The following is a 13,631-nucleotide window of genomic DNA, read 5'->3' as shown; positions in this document are numbered from 1 at the left end:
AGTGCCTGTTCCTACCACGCGCAACGTTTTAAAACAAAGAAAGGTAGCAAGGTGTAGGACCACTTATATCTTCATGGTAGCAATCTATATGCTGAAAAATGAAATGTATGGCTGAGTAGTTAAAAAACAAGCTAATAAAAAATAGCTTGTTTTTTATGCCTTAAGTCTTCCTTTCCTCTTATTTATGTAATGAAGGGAGGAGAGAAAGATGGAAGAGTGGATTAGGATGATAGGTAATGTGGGCTTTCCAATTGTTGTAACATTATATTTACTCCATCGGATTGAAAGTAAATTAGACGGAGTGATTGTTGCAATTGAGAAACTCCCTAAACAATTACTAAAGTAGAAAGATCCTCGCGATAAAAAGTAAAATAAAGTTTGCTCGCGAAGAGCAAACTTTATTTTTTTATTGAGCAGTATATCCACCATCGATAACGACAGCTTGACCAGTTATGCCTTTTGCTTTTTCACTTGCTAAAAATATAGCATAATCAGCAATTTCTTGTACTTGTAGCAAACGTTTCTGTGGTATAAGAGGATAAATGACATCTTCTAAAACATTTTCAAGTGGTACATTTCTTGTAGTGGCTAAATCTTGTAATTGATTACGTACAAGGGGAGTATCGACATAACCAGGACAAAGCGCATTAACAGTAATTCCGTGAGTAGCGCCTTCTAAAGCAGCAACTTTTGTTAATCCAATTACGCCATGTTTCGCGCTATTATAGGCAGCTTTTCCAGCGAATCCAACAAGTCCGTTAATCGAAGCAACATTAATAATACGACCATATTTTTGCTTTTTCATAACCGGAAAAGCATGTTTGATGGCGATAAATGGAGCGATTTGCATAATTTTAATAAGAAGCTCGAATTTATCAGTTGGAAAATCTTCAATCGGTGAAACATGTTGCATTCCTGCGTTGTTAATTAATACATCTAATGAGCCGAAGTGAGTAACTGTTTGAGAAATTGCTGCTGTAATTTCTTCTTCAGATGTAACGTCACATTTTAAACCAATGGCTTGATAGCCTTCTTTTTGCAATTGTTCAGCAGCTTCTTTCGCACGTTCTTCAAGACGATCACTAATCACAACTTTAGCACCCTCTTTGGCAAAAGCACTTCCCATTTCATAACCAATACCGCTCGCAGCACCTGTTAAAAAGACAACTCGATTTGTAACCATGATGAAAAACACTCCTTCATAATAAAAGTTCTCTTATTGCTCTATTTAGAGAGGTGATAATAAAATTCCTGCAAACATTTGGAAAAATATTGCTAGCTATCTTGTTTTGCAAAGTAGCGTTTGCTATACTATTTTGTAAAGCAAGATACTTACGCTTATCTATCTTGTAAAACAAGATAGTAGGAGGATTTTAATTATGTCGACAAGTCAAATGCTGAAAGGGATTTTAGAAGGATGCTTACTTGCTATTATTTCTGAAGGTGAAATATACGGTTATGAAATGAGTGAAAGATTAGCGAAGTATGGTTTTACAATGGCGAGTGAGGGAAGTATTTATCCGTTATTAATACGAATGCAAAAGGAAGGATTAATAACAAGTGTAATGAAGGAATCTCCATCTGGCCCAAAGCGAAAATATTATACATTAACAGAAAAAGGCGAGGAAGCACTTAATGAATTTATGGATCGCTGGGAAGCGATGCAAAGTAGTGTAGAGCGTCTACTTGAAGGGAAGGGGAGAAAAAAATAATGTTATCAAATGAAGCGCGAAATTTTTTATTAGATATGAGATTATTTTTAACTGCAAAGAGTGTGAAAGAAAGCGATATTGAAAGCTTTTTAGAAGATGCAGAGTTGCATTTAATAGAAGGTGAGGGTGAAGGGAAAAGTGTAGAAGATATTTTCGGAAGCTCACCGAAAGAATATGCAAATGAACTTGTAAAAGTAATGGAAAGGGATAGACAGGAAAATTGGAAGCAAATTGGGTTTACGGTAATGAATATCGTATCGTTTTGGATTATTGCTTCTATCTTAATAGTGAATAACGGAATTCTACAGATTTCACTTATTCAGTGTATTGGCTATAGTTTTACATTGATCGTAGCTGTAATGGGTCCTAATTTTCTGCTTCGTAAAATGACATTTGTAACAAGTTTTACAAAAACGTGGTTTTCTATGTGGTTTTTAGTCATGATTGCGCCAATGTTTTTATTAGGAGCAGTTACGATATTAGATGTGATATATCCTACAACGATGTTTACGTTGACTCTAGTCCAAAGTTATATATTAGCTGGAGGGATCTTTATCCTCACGGTAGCTATAAATATATATTTTGAAGGATGGTTTAAAAATTTATATTTAATTATTCCGCTTTCTATTATGTTAGTTTTTAAAACGTTCACATCGGAAGATCTCGTGCCAATGTTATTTCAAATTATTTGTTTATACGGAAGTTTGTTTATTTTAATCTTCCTTGAAATTATGATGAAGGCGAATAGAAGAGAAACGGTTAAATAAGGGAGGGATTCTAATGCAAGTTTCTAAAGAAGGGGAAAAGTTTTTAATCGATACGAAAGTGTATTTAATTACGAAGGGAATTAAAGAAGAAGATGTAGATGCTTTTCTAGAGGATGCAGAGCTACATTTAATAGAAGGTGAGAAAAAAGGAAAGACGGTAAGTGATATATTTGGTGATTCGCCAAAAGAATATGCAGAAGAATTAGCGAAAGAGATGGAGAAGGATAAAGGCGGGAGTATAAAGAGTATTCTTGCGATGATAATTGGTATTGGCGGGTATTGGATATTAACTCATATTTTATTTAATAATCCAAATCAGCAATTTACACTAACGAATATACAGTTAATTGGCTATCCTATCGTCTTAATCATTACGATTATTGGAACCATTGTTGCGTTTAGAATGTCTTCTTTTAAAAATAAATTTGTAGAGTTCGGGATTATTTACATAATAGTAATGGTTCCCATTTTATTATTAGTATTATTGATGTTTGTTGATAAATGGTACGGTACACCTATTTTGCAATTGTCGACAATGCAAACATATATATTAGCAGCAAGTATCTTTTTATTACTTTTCGTTGGAGAAGTGTATGTCCTTGGTTGGATGGGTGTTTTGGTGCTAATTGTTCCTTTAGCGATTATGTTTATATTTAAAGGATTAGAAGAAAAAAATGTATTTTGGGGAATTGCAAAGATATTACTTATGTATGGAAGTATATATGGGTTAATGAGATGGTCTTTAAAAATTGAAGAGAGAAAAAGTGTAAACTAGTAGTTTGGAAGGAGGGAATGCGATGCTTTCTCATGAGTCACGAACTTTTTTGGAAAACACAGGAGCCTATTTAAGAGTAAAAGGAATAAGTGAGAAGGATATTAAATTCTTTTTAGAAGATGCAGAACTACATTTAATAGAAGGTGAGAAGAAGGGAAAGACGGTAAGTGATATATTTGGTCATGCTCCAAAAGAATATGCTAATCAACTTGCGGAAGAGATGGATATAGATAGAAAAGGTAATTATAAATTATTACTTTACTTTATTGTAAATTTATTGGCTTTCACGATGATGAAGAGCGTATTCTTTAGTGCAGCCGACCGTCGTTTGTCTTATTCTTTAATTGAGTTAATTGGCTATCCGATTATGATTTTTGTAGGAATTATTGTATTAATATGGGGGATGAGAACGGCATCATTTAAGCGTAAAAGAACTGAATTTTTAATTATGTATATAAGTGGTGCGATATGGTTTTTATTAATTTTTAGTATTGCATTATTAAATAAGTTTTATGGTACAACATTTATTAAGTTTACTAGTACAGAAAGCTTCATTCTTGTTGGTATAGTAGTTCTTTTAGCGGCTGTTACAAATATTAAATTTGGTGGTTGGTTTACTTTGTCGTATTTACTAGTTCCAATTGTATTAGAATATGTATTTGTAATGATAGATGTATCGAGTATTATTGGAATGTATGTACAACAAATAATCCTTTTCATTGTTATTTATATGCTTTTAAAAATTCATATAAAATTAGAAAAAAAAGAAGTATACGAATAAACAAGAGGGGCAGTTATTTATATGTATATGAGGGATTTGATTTCTAGGATCAACTATACTGTTTTCATGAAAAAAATACATGATGACTATTTTAATATTTTATTAGGGGATAAGTCTGAATGTATCTTTTTAAATTAATAGAAAAGTGGCTGCTCTGGATATACAAAAAATTATTTCCAAAGAAATACTATATTTTGATTTTTAGAGGGATTCGTTTTAGGTGTATAGTGTATCCTTTGCAGCCGGTATATCGTTTGTTAATTGGAATAAATTGTTGTAAACAGTAACAAGATCGTTACTGTTTTTTTCTTTGTAATAAAGAACTTTGTAAGGAGAGTTCCTTTTGTTCGTTTGTTAATAAGGAATGAATATGGACGTTTTCAGGACGAGGTACGATAGGATACATAAGATTTGTTGGAGAAGGGTGGTGCTCCGATCCAGTTGGAGAATGAGGATCTGCATGAGTAAGTTTTCCATGAATTCGTCTTGTAAATAAAATATGACCAATTTCGTGAGCGAGGGTGTATATATTTTTCATTGGAGCAGCTGAGTTTGTTAAAACGATGTAACCAGTAAGTTGCTGTTGTTTCGCTAGAGAGTAAGCGCAAGCGATTACTGCGGTTTCTTTGAAATAATCACTACCAATATAACAAATATAAAGGTCGCATTCAGGAGCTTCGTTAACACAAGTTTGAAAAAAGGATGATAATTTTTCCTGACTTTGAATGGAGTTTTTATAACTAATTTCCCGATTAGAAAAACGGAAAAGCTCGTTTAGTACAATTACTTCTTTAATTTGAAATGTAATGGGATGCCAAATTGATTCTGCAACTGCTAAATCTTTTGCAATACGGTCGTCAGAAATATCGGCGCCTGGAGTAATGCAAACACATATATTAACGTATGAATCCATAAGGAACACCTCAAATGAACAAATTCTTCCTATAATATATGTGGGAAAAGATTCTATGTATGGATAAACGCCTTGTTTATCGCACGAATATATATAATACAAGTCGAAAAAATTTCATAGTTCTATAACGTAGTATGGTCTGCTTTTTGATATAGTAAAGAAAAGGGGGAGAATATATGTATACATTAAAAATCGTTTCAGACAGAGAAGCTCTTTATCAATTTGCGAGCTATGTAAGAGTTGTGCAAGGGGTTGAAGATGTATATGTAGAGGTGGGAGAACCTTTATATGAACATCCATTAATGAAGTTTTATGTACATATTACAATTGAAGAAACATATGATCAGCATAAAGCATTGCAAGAAATAGCTAGGTTAGTAGAATTAGGGCGTTTTACATATGTCCATTATCATAATGAGGAAATTGAAGAAGCTTTTGAAGTTGTAAAATACGAAAGCTTTAAGAAATAAAGTGAAACTTTAATCAGTGGGGGTTTTGTTCATCGCCCACTGATTATCAGCCCTCACCAATCGGGCTTTTATGGGCAGCCCGATCCCCACCTAACTTCTTTACTTTCGCTGAATTTTGAGGTAGGGGTCTTACCGCCCGCAAATAACAGGATAACGGTAAAAAAAGGAAGTGGAAGCTTCCTTTTTTATTGAAAATTACAGCAACAAAAGAAAGAGAATTTTGTTATGATAAGGAAGGGTGAGGAAAGGGGAGTTTACATATTGGGGTATATTGAAGAGTTACGCAAAGTAGTTGGTACGAGACCACTTATTTTAGTAGGATCAGCAATTATTATATTAAATGATAATCAAGAAGTATTGCTTCAATATCGTTCAGATACATATGATTGGGGCGTACCTGGTGGGGCAATGGAACTGGGAGAAACGACAGAAGAAACTGCTCGTAGAGAATTATTCGAGGAGACGGGACTAAACGCGAAAATTATGCAATTTCTTGGCGTTCTTTCAGGAAAGGAAGTTTATTTCCGTTATCCAAATGGAGATGAAATTTTTAATGTGATTCATCTGTATCAGGCACATCATGTAAGCGGAGAATTAAAGCTCGATCATGAAGGGTTACAACTTCAATATTTTCCAGTAGATAAGTTACCAAAATTGAATGAAACGACAGAGAAGATATTACAAAAATTCTTATACGCATTGACAGAATAGAAGGTTAATTCCTTCTATTTTTATTATATTAAATATTTTGATTTTTTGGTATGTTTATAGTATGATAATTTTAGACATACAACTTATGGGATTTCACCTAAAAACTTACTAGGGTACATAAGAGAGGGGCAAGTACAAAATGCATAATGTTGTCATTACAGCTGCAGTTCGTTCACCTATTGGAACTTTCGGAGGAGCACTAAAAAATATAACACCAGTAGAATTAGCTGTTCCTGTACTTCAGGAAGCTGTAAAAAGAGGCGGAGTAGAGCCACATGAAGTTGATGAAGTAATTTTAGGTCATTGTATTCAAAGAACTGATGAAGCAAATACAGCAAGAACAGCTGCATTAGCGGCAGGATTTCCTGACACAGTTACTGGTTATACAATTCAACGTCAATGTTCTTCAGGTATGCAAGCAATTATGTCTGCTGCAATGCAAATCCAATTAGGTGTAAGTGATATTGTTGTTGCAGGTGGAGTAGAAGCAATGAGCTCGAGCCCTTATGCATTAAAACAACACCGCTGGGGACAACGTCTACAGCACGGAGAAATTCGTGATACGGTGTGGGAAGTTTTAGAAGATCCGATTCACCATATTATGATGGGTGAAACAGCGGAAAATTTAGTTGAACAATATGAAATTACAAGAGAGGAACAAGATGAAGTTGCGCTTCGTAGTCATACATTAGCGCTGCAAGCGATGGAGTCTGGATACTTTGACGACCAAATTGTTCCTATTACAATAAAAGAACGTAGAAAAGAAGTTGTATTTGCAAAGGATGAACATCCACGTGCAGATATTACAGCTGAAAAATTAGCAGGATTAAAACCAGCTTTCCGTAAAGATGGATCAGTAACTGCAGGGAATTCATCTGGTCTTAATGACGGAAGTGCCGTTTTAGTATTAATGAGTGAAGAAAAGGCGAAAGAAAAAGGCTTACAACCGTTAGCTCGAATTGTTGGATATTCAGTAGCAGGTGTAGATCCGAAAATTATGGGTATTGGACCAGCACCAGCAATTCGCAAAGGGTTAGAAAAAGTAGATTGGTCATTAGAAGATGCAGATTTACTTGAAATTAATGAAGCTTTCGCTGCACAATACCTAGCTGTAGAGAAAGAGTTAGGGTTAGACCGTGAGAAAGTGAATGTAAACGGTAGTGGTGTAGGACTTGGACATCCAATCGGTTGTACAGGAGCTCGTATTACGGTAAGTTTAATTCACGAATTAAAACGACGTGGATTAGAAAAAGGTATTGCCTCTCTATGCGTTGGAGGCGGTATTGGAGTAGCTTTATTTATAGAAGCATTATAAAAAAGAGGCAGCGATTGCTGCCTCTTTTTTTATGACTCAAATAAGTGATGAAATAATCGATCGCGATTTTCAAAGAAAAGTTTCGTCGTTTGGTAATGCTCCGTTTCTTCTAATGTCGATTCGTGAATCCCTTCTTGAGTTAAAGAGTATATAGTAGATTCAGGATAAGCCATTAAAATGGGAGAATGCGTTGCGATAACAAATTGTGAACCTTGTTCAGCTAGTTCGTGCATGCGAATGAGCATTGAAAGTTGTCTCATTGGGGATAAAGCTGCCTCAGGCTCATCTAAAATGTATAAACCTTGTCCTGAAAAACGATTCATAAATAATGAGAAGAAGGATTCGCCGTGTGATTGTTCGTGAAGTGAAACGCCGCCATAAGATTTTATAGCATCTATTTCATCGATATAAGAAGCAACGTTATAAAATGATTCAGCGCGAAGAAAGAAACCGTCTTTTGGTGTATTGAAACTTTTTGAAATTCGAATGTATTCATGTAAAGACGAATGTGAATCGTACGTGTTGAAACGGAAGTTCTTCGTTCCACCTTCTGCATTAAAACCTAAAGCAACTGCAATCGCTTCGAGTAATGTTGATTTACCCGTTCCGTTTTCTCCAATGATGAATGTTACATTCGGATGGAAAAGGAGTGATTGTAATGTTCGTATAGCCGGTAAGCAGTATGGATATGCGGAAAAGCTAGGGATATTTTCTTTTTGTAATGAGACGCTTTTTAAAAAGGGTGTTTCAATCAATATATAAACCTCAATTCATAACGGATTTTGTTTCTAAAAAAGCAGCGAATACAAGTGTAATACAACTTGCTAGTAATATTGTATATTGAAGTGCGCCAAAACCAAGCCCTTCCCAGCTGAAAGTCATTCTCTTCCATATGAAAATGAAAAGAACGCTCATAAAGCCAAAGAGAGCAGGCATATATTTTATAATTTTCAAGTGCTTCCATAGAAAGAAGCCGATGTATGTACTTAAAAACAAGGTAGACAGAACAAGAAAAAATACAAGTGTTAACGACACGTGAACTCCTCCTATTTTCTGAATATTTTATGTGGATTATAACATTTAAACTATCATATTCCAATGTGAAAATAAATATTGCATAGAGATTGTTCATATCGTTATGATAATATGTATTCTATTGGAAATATGAAAAGGAGTTAAAATATGCCGTTTACATTTGCACATCCAGCAGCTGTGCTCCCTTTTGCTAAGAAACATTCTAGTTATATTTCGGTGACGGCTCTTATATTGGGTAGTATGGCACCTGATTTTGAATATTTTTTATATTTTAGGCCATACGGTATTATTGGCCATACATGGGCTGGTTTCTTCTATTTGAATTTACCACTCGTTTTTTTATTAGCATATGCATATCATCGTATTTTAAAAGGACCGTTTATAACACATTTACCTAAGCCTTTTGCTAATTACTATAAATATGTAGTAGATGCGAAGTGGGGGCTATATACTTGGAAGAACTTCTTTGTATTTTGCTATTCTGCTTTATTCGGTATGGTGACGCATGTCGTTTGGGATGCTTTTACTCATAAGACAGGCTATTTTGTTATGAAAATACCGCTGTTACAGCAAGAAGTATATAGTATTCCGATTTATAAATTTTTACAGCATGGGAGTACGTGTTTTGGTCTACTATTACTAATATATGTACTATGGAAATATAGGAGGGAAACTGATCAAGATACTAGTTTAACTTCGGAAAAAAAGAAATATTGGGCTTCATCTATCGTTGTGGCGATCATTATATTTATCGTTCACGCGTTATTAGACCCCTATTTTCATATTTTCCAAATAGGAGGTATAATAGTATCTGGACTGACAAGTTCGTTTTGTGGACTTCTTATTGTTTCTATAGTTTACAAATCAAGGGACTAATTTATATTAATGAATGATAGTGTTAGGAGAAATTAAATGATGAAAGCATGGAAAAGTATTTTTGTTTTATGCAGTTTTCTTCTTATGTTAAGTGGTTGCTTCCAGCAAGAAGAAAAGAAGGCAGAACCTAAAAAGAAAGAATCTATTCCAGAAACAAAAGAGTATGGTGGGCGTGAGCTTAAAAAAGTAGGACAAAAAGTGAAAGAAAAAGGGTGGGGGACATTTGAATTAGAACAGATTCATTCTGTGAATCAGACATTTGAAGTAGCCCCAATGAAAATTCACGTACAAGACGTTAAAGTTATCTCATTATCACAAATGAGCAAAGAGGCAAAAAATACATTGAAAGTGTATACTGCATTAACTCCTGAAGAAGTAAAGCGTAGATTGGGAGATAAAGTGAGTCAAGAAGATGCTGAATTATATGCATCGTTAAGTGGGACAGAGATTAGCGATACGATTCGGTATGTTGAAATTACATATAAGGTAGAGAATAGTGGAGATAAGAACATGCAATTTTTCTCTATGAATGATGTTGCTATAAATGACAAACAACATTTTAATGTAGCGACTCAAAACTTTTTATATGATGAAGATACGCTCGTTGGTACAAAGAGTGTTTCAAGGGAAGATTATAGGCCTGGTGAGACACGAGAAGGAATTATCGGTTTAATACTTGATGATGGAAAAGAAAAAGTAAAGGATATTAAGTTTACGACAGATGATTTAGCAGCAGGAGACACAAATGAAGCTGTTAAAGAACCGCAAACTTTTAATATTTCACTCTCTAAATAAAGTGTCTTTATAATAATTTAAGCAAAAACAGTCAGCATAAAAAGTTATGCTGACTGTTTTTTTAGCTCTTTCACATATGAATCTACACTTTGAAAAGGCACTGTAATTTTAAAAGCATCTTTTTGCTCGTTAAATTGTTTTTCATTATAAGGACCAAATCGTTTATTATGCTTTACATCGATGATCCAATAATGTTCACTTTTTTTATTTGTAATTGCTGCGTCAGGATTATTTGGATCTGATTTTTCCTCAATTTGCTTTGTGATAATGTATTTATCGTCCCAAGCAATTTCTGTAATTTTTGCAGGGATGTATTGTGTAGCATATACAGCATCCTGCGATGGGAAAAGCTCAAATGCATCTCCAGAAGTATGTATGAGTTCATATTCATCGTTAATTGTATAGGTCAAATGGTTTGTATTGCCTGTACAACCTGTTAATAAGAGTGCGGCAAATAGGATTATCCATCTTTTCAATATGGGAACCTCCTTTACAGTGCTGTTGTAACACATTGTACAAGAAAAGTAAGCGAAACGCCAGTTTACAATGTTTTTTAGAAGTGGTACGATGAGACGGGTAAAGAAGGATATGAAGGAGTCGACACAAAATGAAGTTAAAGATGCATCGTCCAGCGCTTGTAATGAATCGCATAGGTGCTTCCCTTATTGACATGTTTTTAATCTCGGTTACGTACGGTGCAGTAGTAGCTATTATTACCGGAAACTATAGTGCTATTTTCAATCGTTTTAATATAAGTTTAGGTGACTATAGATATGACCTTACACTTGTTTTCGTATTAATGGCTATAAATTTTATTGTGTTACCTTTTCTTTGGAACGGTTCTACACTTGGTAAAAAGGTAACAAGAACAAAAATAATCTCGTTAACAAGTGAAAAACTAACGTTACAAACATTAATAATACGATTTTTGGTATTATTATTACCAAGCATATTATTACTTGGAGTTCCATTAATATGCAATGTATATATGATGTTATTCCGCAAAGATAATTGTGGCTTCCATGATTTAATTGCAAAGACGAAAGTGATGAGTCTTGTATAATTAATATTTAGATTATACGTGCTACTAATGAAATAAGACTTTTTATCGTTTGTATATAAAAAGTCTTATTTTTAATTTCGTGAAAAATTTCATCATTATCTTTTTTTTGGAAAATTAGATAAATGGAATTGATATAGGGCGGATATTTCCTATATAATACCCTCCATATTATTGATGGATGTTTAAAGAAGCTGTAGCTAATTCAAACATCCTATTTTCGTTTTAAATAGATTGAAAATTAAGAGAATGGTATAATGGATATAAATAATATCGTTATATAACAAAGGGGGATTTAGAATGACTGGAGGTAGCTTAATATTTTGGGGGATTCTTATTTTTATTGGTTTAACCTTCGATCAATATAATAGTAAGAAAAAAAAGAAACAGAAAAGTAATCGCTTACAAGTTGTGGAGTAAACTTTTCCTGCTTGCGGACTAATATAATAAAAGAGTATACTGAATGACGGTAAGACTTATAGAAGGGGTAATGAAAATGAAGCTTGCAGGGAAAGTTGCTATCGTAACTGGCGGTGGCATCGGTATTGGACGTAATACAGCTCTTTTGTTGGCTAAACAAGGCGCAAAAGTAATTGTGACGGACATTGATCAAGAAAGTGGACAAGCAACAGTGGAGGAAATTACGAATCTAGGCGGAGAAGCACTTTTTGTATCCTATGATATGGAAAAGCAAGGAGATTGGCAACGCGTTATCAGTATTACTTTGAATGCATTTAGTCGCATTGATATGCTTTTTCAAAATGCTGGTTTATATAAAATAGATTCTATTTTTTCTCGCCAACAAGAGAACGATTCCAATGTACTTTGTATTAATGACGTTTGGATAGAGATAAAACAATTAACGTCATCTTTTATGAAACAGCAAGAAGAAGTGGTGCTGAGTGACTTACCGATTTTCGGTATTATTGGCACGAAAGGACAATCATTTCATAAAGTAGAAGCCCTCGTATAATAATGAAAACCGCCCTCAAAATATGTGGACGGTTTTTTTGTGTGTATTTTCAGCCATTCTAATTTCTTATCGTATAAGTAGCAACTATACAGAATACAAGTGATTTCGTACCCACTATTTTTTTGTTTTAATTTGGCACGGGGTAGGAAGAGGATCTGACCGTTTCTATGCATGGCTAGGTTCTCTTTTCTACCTAAAAAAGAAAGTGTTGTATTTGCATGTATACTTAGCGAATACGTTGTTCAGTTTGACTATCAAAGAAATGCGCTTTATTCATATCAAATGCTAGTTTAATTTGATCTCCAGGTGAAAATGCATGTCTTGCATCAACACGTGCTGCAAAATCTTGATCTCCAAGTTTCATATATAAAATGGATTCAGCCCCTAACAACTCTGCAACTTCAATTTTCGTTGTGAAAGTAGTAGATTGTGAAGCTTCTAAAAATAATAGTTCATCATGAATATCTTCTGGACGAATACCTAAAACAATTTCTTTATTTACATAGCCTTGTTCGCGTAATAACTTCATTTTTCCTTCAGATACTTTAAACTTTAGTGAACTGTCTATAACGAAATCGGTTTCAGTTAATTTTCCACGGAAGAAATTCATTGCGGGTGAACCGATAAAACCACCAACGAAAATATTTTCAGGTGTTTCATATACTTCTTTTGGAGTTCCAATTTGTTGGATTTTGCCGTCTTTCATAACAACAAGGCGTGAAGCCATTGTCATTGCCTCAGTTTGATCATGTGTTACATAAATTGTCGTTGTGCCAAGGCGGTGGTGTAATTTAGAAATTTCTGATCGCATTGCAACACGTAGTTTAGCGTCTAAGTTTGATAATGGTTCATCCATTAAGAAGACTTTTGCGTCTCGAACAATTGCTCTACCTAATGCAACACGTTGACGTTGTCCACCTGATAAAGCTTTCGGTTTTCTATCTAAATATTGTTCAAGCCCTAAAATTTGAGCTGCATGTTTCACTCGACGGTCGATTTCATCTTTTGGTATTTTTCGAAGTTTTAATCCAAATGCCATATTATCATACACACTCATATGTGGATAAAGAGCGTAGTTTTGGAAGACCATTGCGATATCTCGATCTTTTGGAGGAACATCGTTCATTAGCTTACCATCAATTGAAAATTCTCCTTTTGAAATATCTTCAAGCCCAGCTACCATTCGTAGTGTTGTAGATTTTCCGCAGCCAGAAGGACCAACGAATACGATAAATTCTTTATCTTGAATGTGTAAATTAAAATCTGTTACGGCTGTTACGTTATTATCATATATTTTATAAATATTTTCTAATTTAAGTTCTGCCATGATATTTCCCCCTAGAAAGTTTATGCAAACGTTTTCTTTGAATTTATTATAAACGAATAGATTCAAAAAAGAAATAAAAACACTATAAAAAAATAAAACGTTTTCATTATTCCTATGAATA

19 protein-coding genes and 1 pseudogene are annotated in these 13,631 nt (G+C 34.1%); 14 read left to right on the top strand and 6 right to left on the bottom strand.

What is annotated here, in order from left to right; genetic code table 11:
* The first annotated feature begins 208 nt into the window (after positions 1–208).
* Positions 209–346: a YvrJ family protein gene (locus AC1DKZ_RS01900; RefSeq protein WP_000393342.1), complete on the top strand. Its 138-nt coding sequence runs from the start codon at positions 209–211 to the stop codon at positions 344–346.
* Between the two features lie 60 nt (positions 347–406).
* Here AC1DKZ_RS01900 and AC1DKZ_RS01895 read toward each other — a convergent pair whose 3' ends face one another.
* Positions 407–1,183 (bottom strand): 3-hydroxybutyrate dehydrogenase, encoded by a 777-nt coding sequence (locus AC1DKZ_RS01895; protein WP_476995580.1) that lies wholly within the window; start codon positions 1,181–1,183, stop codon positions 407–409.
* A gap of 196 nt (positions 1,184–1,379) precedes the next feature.
* On the opposite strand from AC1DKZ_RS01895, the gene AC1DKZ_RS01890 reads away from it, so the two are divergent.
* The 5 genes and pseudogenes from AC1DKZ_RS01890 (at position 1,380) to AC1DKZ_RS01870 (ending at position 4,315) form a co-directional block, all read left to right on the top strand.
* Positions 1,380–1,712 (top strand): PadR family transcriptional regulator, encoded by a 333-nt coding sequence (locus tag AC1DKZ_RS01890; protein WP_002033935.1) that lies wholly within the window; start codon positions 1,380–1,382, stop codon positions 1,710–1,712.
* Positions 1,712–2,479, top strand: coding sequence for a DUF1129 domain-containing protein (locus AC1DKZ_RS01885; RefSeq protein ID WP_242307822.1), 768 nt, complete (start codon positions 1,712–1,714; stop codon positions 2,477–2,479). Before AC1DKZ_RS01890 ends, AC1DKZ_RS01885 begins: the two co-directional genes overlap by 1 nt.
* A 13-nt stretch (positions 2,480–2,492) precedes the next feature.
* Entirely contained in the window at positions 2,493–3,254 is a 762-nt protein-coding gene (locus AC1DKZ_RS01880) for a DUF1129 domain-containing protein (RefSeq protein WP_219303461.1), read from the top strand.
* Positions 3,255–3,276: 22 nt separating this feature from the next.
* A complete protein-coding gene (locus AC1DKZ_RS01875) occupies positions 3,277–4,035 on the top strand; it encodes a DUF1129 domain-containing protein (protein WP_219303460.1) in 759 nt (252 codons plus the stop codon).
* A 21-nt stretch (positions 4,036–4,056) separates the two neighbouring features.
* A pseudogene (locus AC1DKZ_RS01870) lies at positions 4,057–4,315 on the top strand (DNA-binding protein).
* A 15-nt stretch (positions 4,316–4,330) separates the two neighbouring features.
* Here the strand turns inward: AC1DKZ_RS01870 and AC1DKZ_RS01865 are convergent.
* The gene (locus tag AC1DKZ_RS01865) at positions 4,331–4,948 is read right to left on the bottom strand and encodes an ImmA/IrrE family metallo-endopeptidase (RefSeq protein WP_113937160.1); all 618 of its coding nucleotides are present in this window, start codon (positions 4,946–4,948) and stop codon (positions 4,331–4,333) included.
* Between the two features lie 176 nt (positions 4,949–5,124).
* On the opposite strand from AC1DKZ_RS01865, the gene AC1DKZ_RS01860 reads away from it, so the two are divergent.
* The 3 genes from AC1DKZ_RS01860 (at position 5,125) to AC1DKZ_RS01850 (ending at position 7,444) form a co-directional block, all read left to right on the top strand.
* Complete coding sequence (locus tag AC1DKZ_RS01860; RefSeq protein ID WP_002088390.1) at positions 5,125–5,418, top strand: DUF3928 family protein; 294 nt, start codon at positions 5,125–5,127, stop codon at positions 5,416–5,418.
* A gap of 261 nt (positions 5,419–5,679) precedes the next feature.
* Positions 5,680–6,129 (top strand): NUDIX hydrolase, encoded by a 450-nt coding sequence (locus AC1DKZ_RS01855; RefSeq protein ID WP_033708394.1) that lies wholly within the window; start codon positions 5,680–5,682, stop codon positions 6,127–6,129.
* 139 nt (positions 6,130–6,268) lie between these two features.
* Positions 6,269–7,444, top strand: a complete 1,176-nt coding sequence (locus AC1DKZ_RS01850; RefSeq protein WP_002128911.1) for an acetyl-CoA C-acetyltransferase — start codon at positions 6,269–6,271, stop codon at positions 7,442–7,444.
* 29 nt (positions 7,445–7,473) lie between these two features.
* Here AC1DKZ_RS01850 and AC1DKZ_RS01845 read toward each other — a convergent pair whose 3' ends face one another.
* Positions 7,474–8,199: an AAA family ATPase gene (locus tag AC1DKZ_RS01845; protein WP_002190550.1), complete on the bottom strand. Its 726-nt coding sequence runs from the start codon at positions 8,197–8,199 to the stop codon at positions 7,474–7,476.
* Positions 8,200–8,209: 10 nt separating this feature from the next.
* A complete protein-coding gene (locus AC1DKZ_RS01840) occupies positions 8,210–8,479 on the bottom strand; it encodes a hypothetical protein (RefSeq protein ID WP_242246960.1) in 270 nt (89 codons plus the stop codon).
* Between the two features lie 147 nt (positions 8,480–8,626).
* Between AC1DKZ_RS01840 and AC1DKZ_RS01835 the strand changes: the two genes are divergently transcribed.
* Both AC1DKZ_RS01835 and AC1DKZ_RS01830 read left to right on the top strand, forming a co-directional pair.
* Complete coding sequence (locus AC1DKZ_RS01835; RefSeq protein WP_476995579.1) at positions 8,627–9,355, top strand: DUF4184 family protein; 729 nt, start codon at positions 8,627–8,629, stop codon at positions 9,353–9,355.
* 36 nt (positions 9,356–9,391) lie between these two features.
* Positions 9,392–10,150: a hypothetical protein gene (locus tag AC1DKZ_RS01830; protein WP_002066932.1), complete on the top strand. Its 759-nt coding sequence runs from the start codon at positions 9,392–9,394 to the stop codon at positions 10,148–10,150.
* A gap of 44 nt (positions 10,151–10,194) precedes the next feature.
* On the opposite strand, the gene AC1DKZ_RS01825 is transcribed toward AC1DKZ_RS01830, so the two are convergent.
* On the bottom strand, positions 10,195–10,626 hold the full coding sequence (locus AC1DKZ_RS01825) for a DUF3997 domain-containing protein (RefSeq protein WP_002033805.1): 432 nt from the start codon (positions 10,624–10,626) through the stop codon (positions 10,195–10,197).
* Between the two features lie 131 nt (positions 10,627–10,757).
* Here AC1DKZ_RS01825 and AC1DKZ_RS01820 point away from each other — a divergent pair, with 131 nt between their 5' ends.
* The 3 genes from AC1DKZ_RS01820 (at position 10,758) to AC1DKZ_RS01810 (ending at position 12,183) form a co-directional block, all read left to right on the top strand.
* A complete protein-coding gene (locus AC1DKZ_RS01820; protein WP_002014800.1) occupies positions 10,758–11,213 on the top strand; it encodes an RDD family protein in 456 nt (151 codons plus the stop codon).
* 297 nt (positions 11,214–11,510) lie between these two features.
* Positions 11,511–11,630 carry a hypothetical protein gene (locus AC1DKZ_RS01815; protein ID WP_002138151.1) on the top strand — a complete coding sequence of 40 codons (120 nt, stop codon included), beginning with the start codon at positions 11,511–11,513 and terminating at the stop codon, positions 11,628–11,630.
* Positions 11,631–11,673: 43 nt separating this feature from the next.
* Positions 11,674–12,183 carry an SDR family NAD(P)-dependent oxidoreductase gene (locus tag AC1DKZ_RS01810; RefSeq protein ID WP_476995578.1) on the top strand — a complete coding sequence of 170 codons (510 nt, stop codon included), beginning with the start codon at positions 11,674–11,676 and terminating at the stop codon, positions 12,181–12,183.
* A 226-nt stretch (positions 12,184–12,409) separates the two neighbouring features.
* Here AC1DKZ_RS01810 and AC1DKZ_RS01805 read toward each other — a convergent pair whose 3' ends face one another.
* Positions 12,410–13,510 (bottom strand): ABC transporter ATP-binding protein, encoded by a 1,101-nt coding sequence (locus AC1DKZ_RS01805; RefSeq protein WP_113937162.1) that lies wholly within the window; start codon positions 13,508–13,510, stop codon positions 12,410–12,412.
* Positions 13,511–13,631: the final 121 nt, after the last annotated feature.

This window comes from Bacillus sp. 05T21, from assembly GCF_056396785.1.
Note: the sequence above shows the minus strand (reverse complement) of the source record. Positions and strands in the feature narration are given on the sequence as shown.

Excerpts from the sequence above, each read along its gene's own strand:
- AC1DKZ_RS01900 (WP_000393342.1), top strand. The coding sequence starts at position 209 with ATGGAAGAGTGGATTAGGATGATAGGTAATGTGGGCTTTCCAATTGTT.
- AC1DKZ_RS01895 (WP_476995580.1), bottom strand. The coding sequence starts at position 1,183 with ATGGTTACAAATCGAGTTGTCTTTTTAACAGGTGCTGCGAGCGGTATT.
- AC1DKZ_RS01890 (WP_002033935.1), top strand. The coding sequence starts at position 1,380 with ATGTCGACAAGTCAAATGCTGAAAGGGATTTTAGAAGGATGCTTACTT.
- AC1DKZ_RS01885 (WP_242307822.1), top strand. The coding sequence starts at position 1,712 with ATGTTATCAAATGAAGCGCGAAATTTTTTATTAGATATGAGATTATTT.
- AC1DKZ_RS01880 (WP_219303461.1), top strand. The coding sequence starts at position 2,493 with ATGCAAGTTTCTAAAGAAGGGGAAAAGTTTTTAATCGATACGAAAGTG.
- AC1DKZ_RS01875 (WP_219303460.1), top strand. The coding sequence starts at position 3,277 with ATGCTTTCTCATGAGTCACGAACTTTTTTGGAAAACACAGGAGCCTAT.
- AC1DKZ_RS01865 (WP_113937160.1), bottom strand. The coding sequence starts at position 4,948 with ATGGATTCATACGTTAATATATGTGTTTGCATTACTCCAGGCGCCGAT.
- AC1DKZ_RS01860 (WP_002088390.1), top strand. The coding sequence starts at position 5,125 with ATGTATACATTAAAAATCGTTTCAGACAGAGAAGCTCTTTATCAATTT.
- AC1DKZ_RS01850 (WP_002128911.1), top strand. The coding sequence starts at position 6,269 with ATGCATAATGTTGTCATTACAGCTGCAGTTCGTTCACCTATTGGAACT.
- AC1DKZ_RS01835 (WP_476995579.1), top strand. The coding sequence starts at position 8,627 with ATGCCGTTTACATTTGCACATCCAGCAGCTGTGCTCCCTTTTGCTAAG.
- AC1DKZ_RS01830 (WP_002066932.1), top strand. The coding sequence starts at position 9,392 with ATGATGAAAGCATGGAAAAGTATTTTTGTTTTATGCAGTTTTCTTCTT.
- AC1DKZ_RS01820 (WP_002014800.1), top strand. The coding sequence starts at position 10,758 with ATGAAGTTAAAGATGCATCGTCCAGCGCTTGTAATGAATCGCATAGGT.
- AC1DKZ_RS01815 (WP_002138151.1), top strand. The coding sequence starts at position 11,511 with ATGACTGGAGGTAGCTTAATATTTTGGGGGATTCTTATTTTTATTGGT.
- AC1DKZ_RS01810 (WP_476995578.1), top strand. The coding sequence starts at position 11,674 with ATGACGGTAAGACTTATAGAAGGGGTAATGAAAATGAAGCTTGCAGGG.
- AC1DKZ_RS01805 (WP_113937162.1), bottom strand. The coding sequence starts at position 13,510 with ATGGCAGAACTTAAATTAGAAAATATTTATAAAATATATGATAATAAC.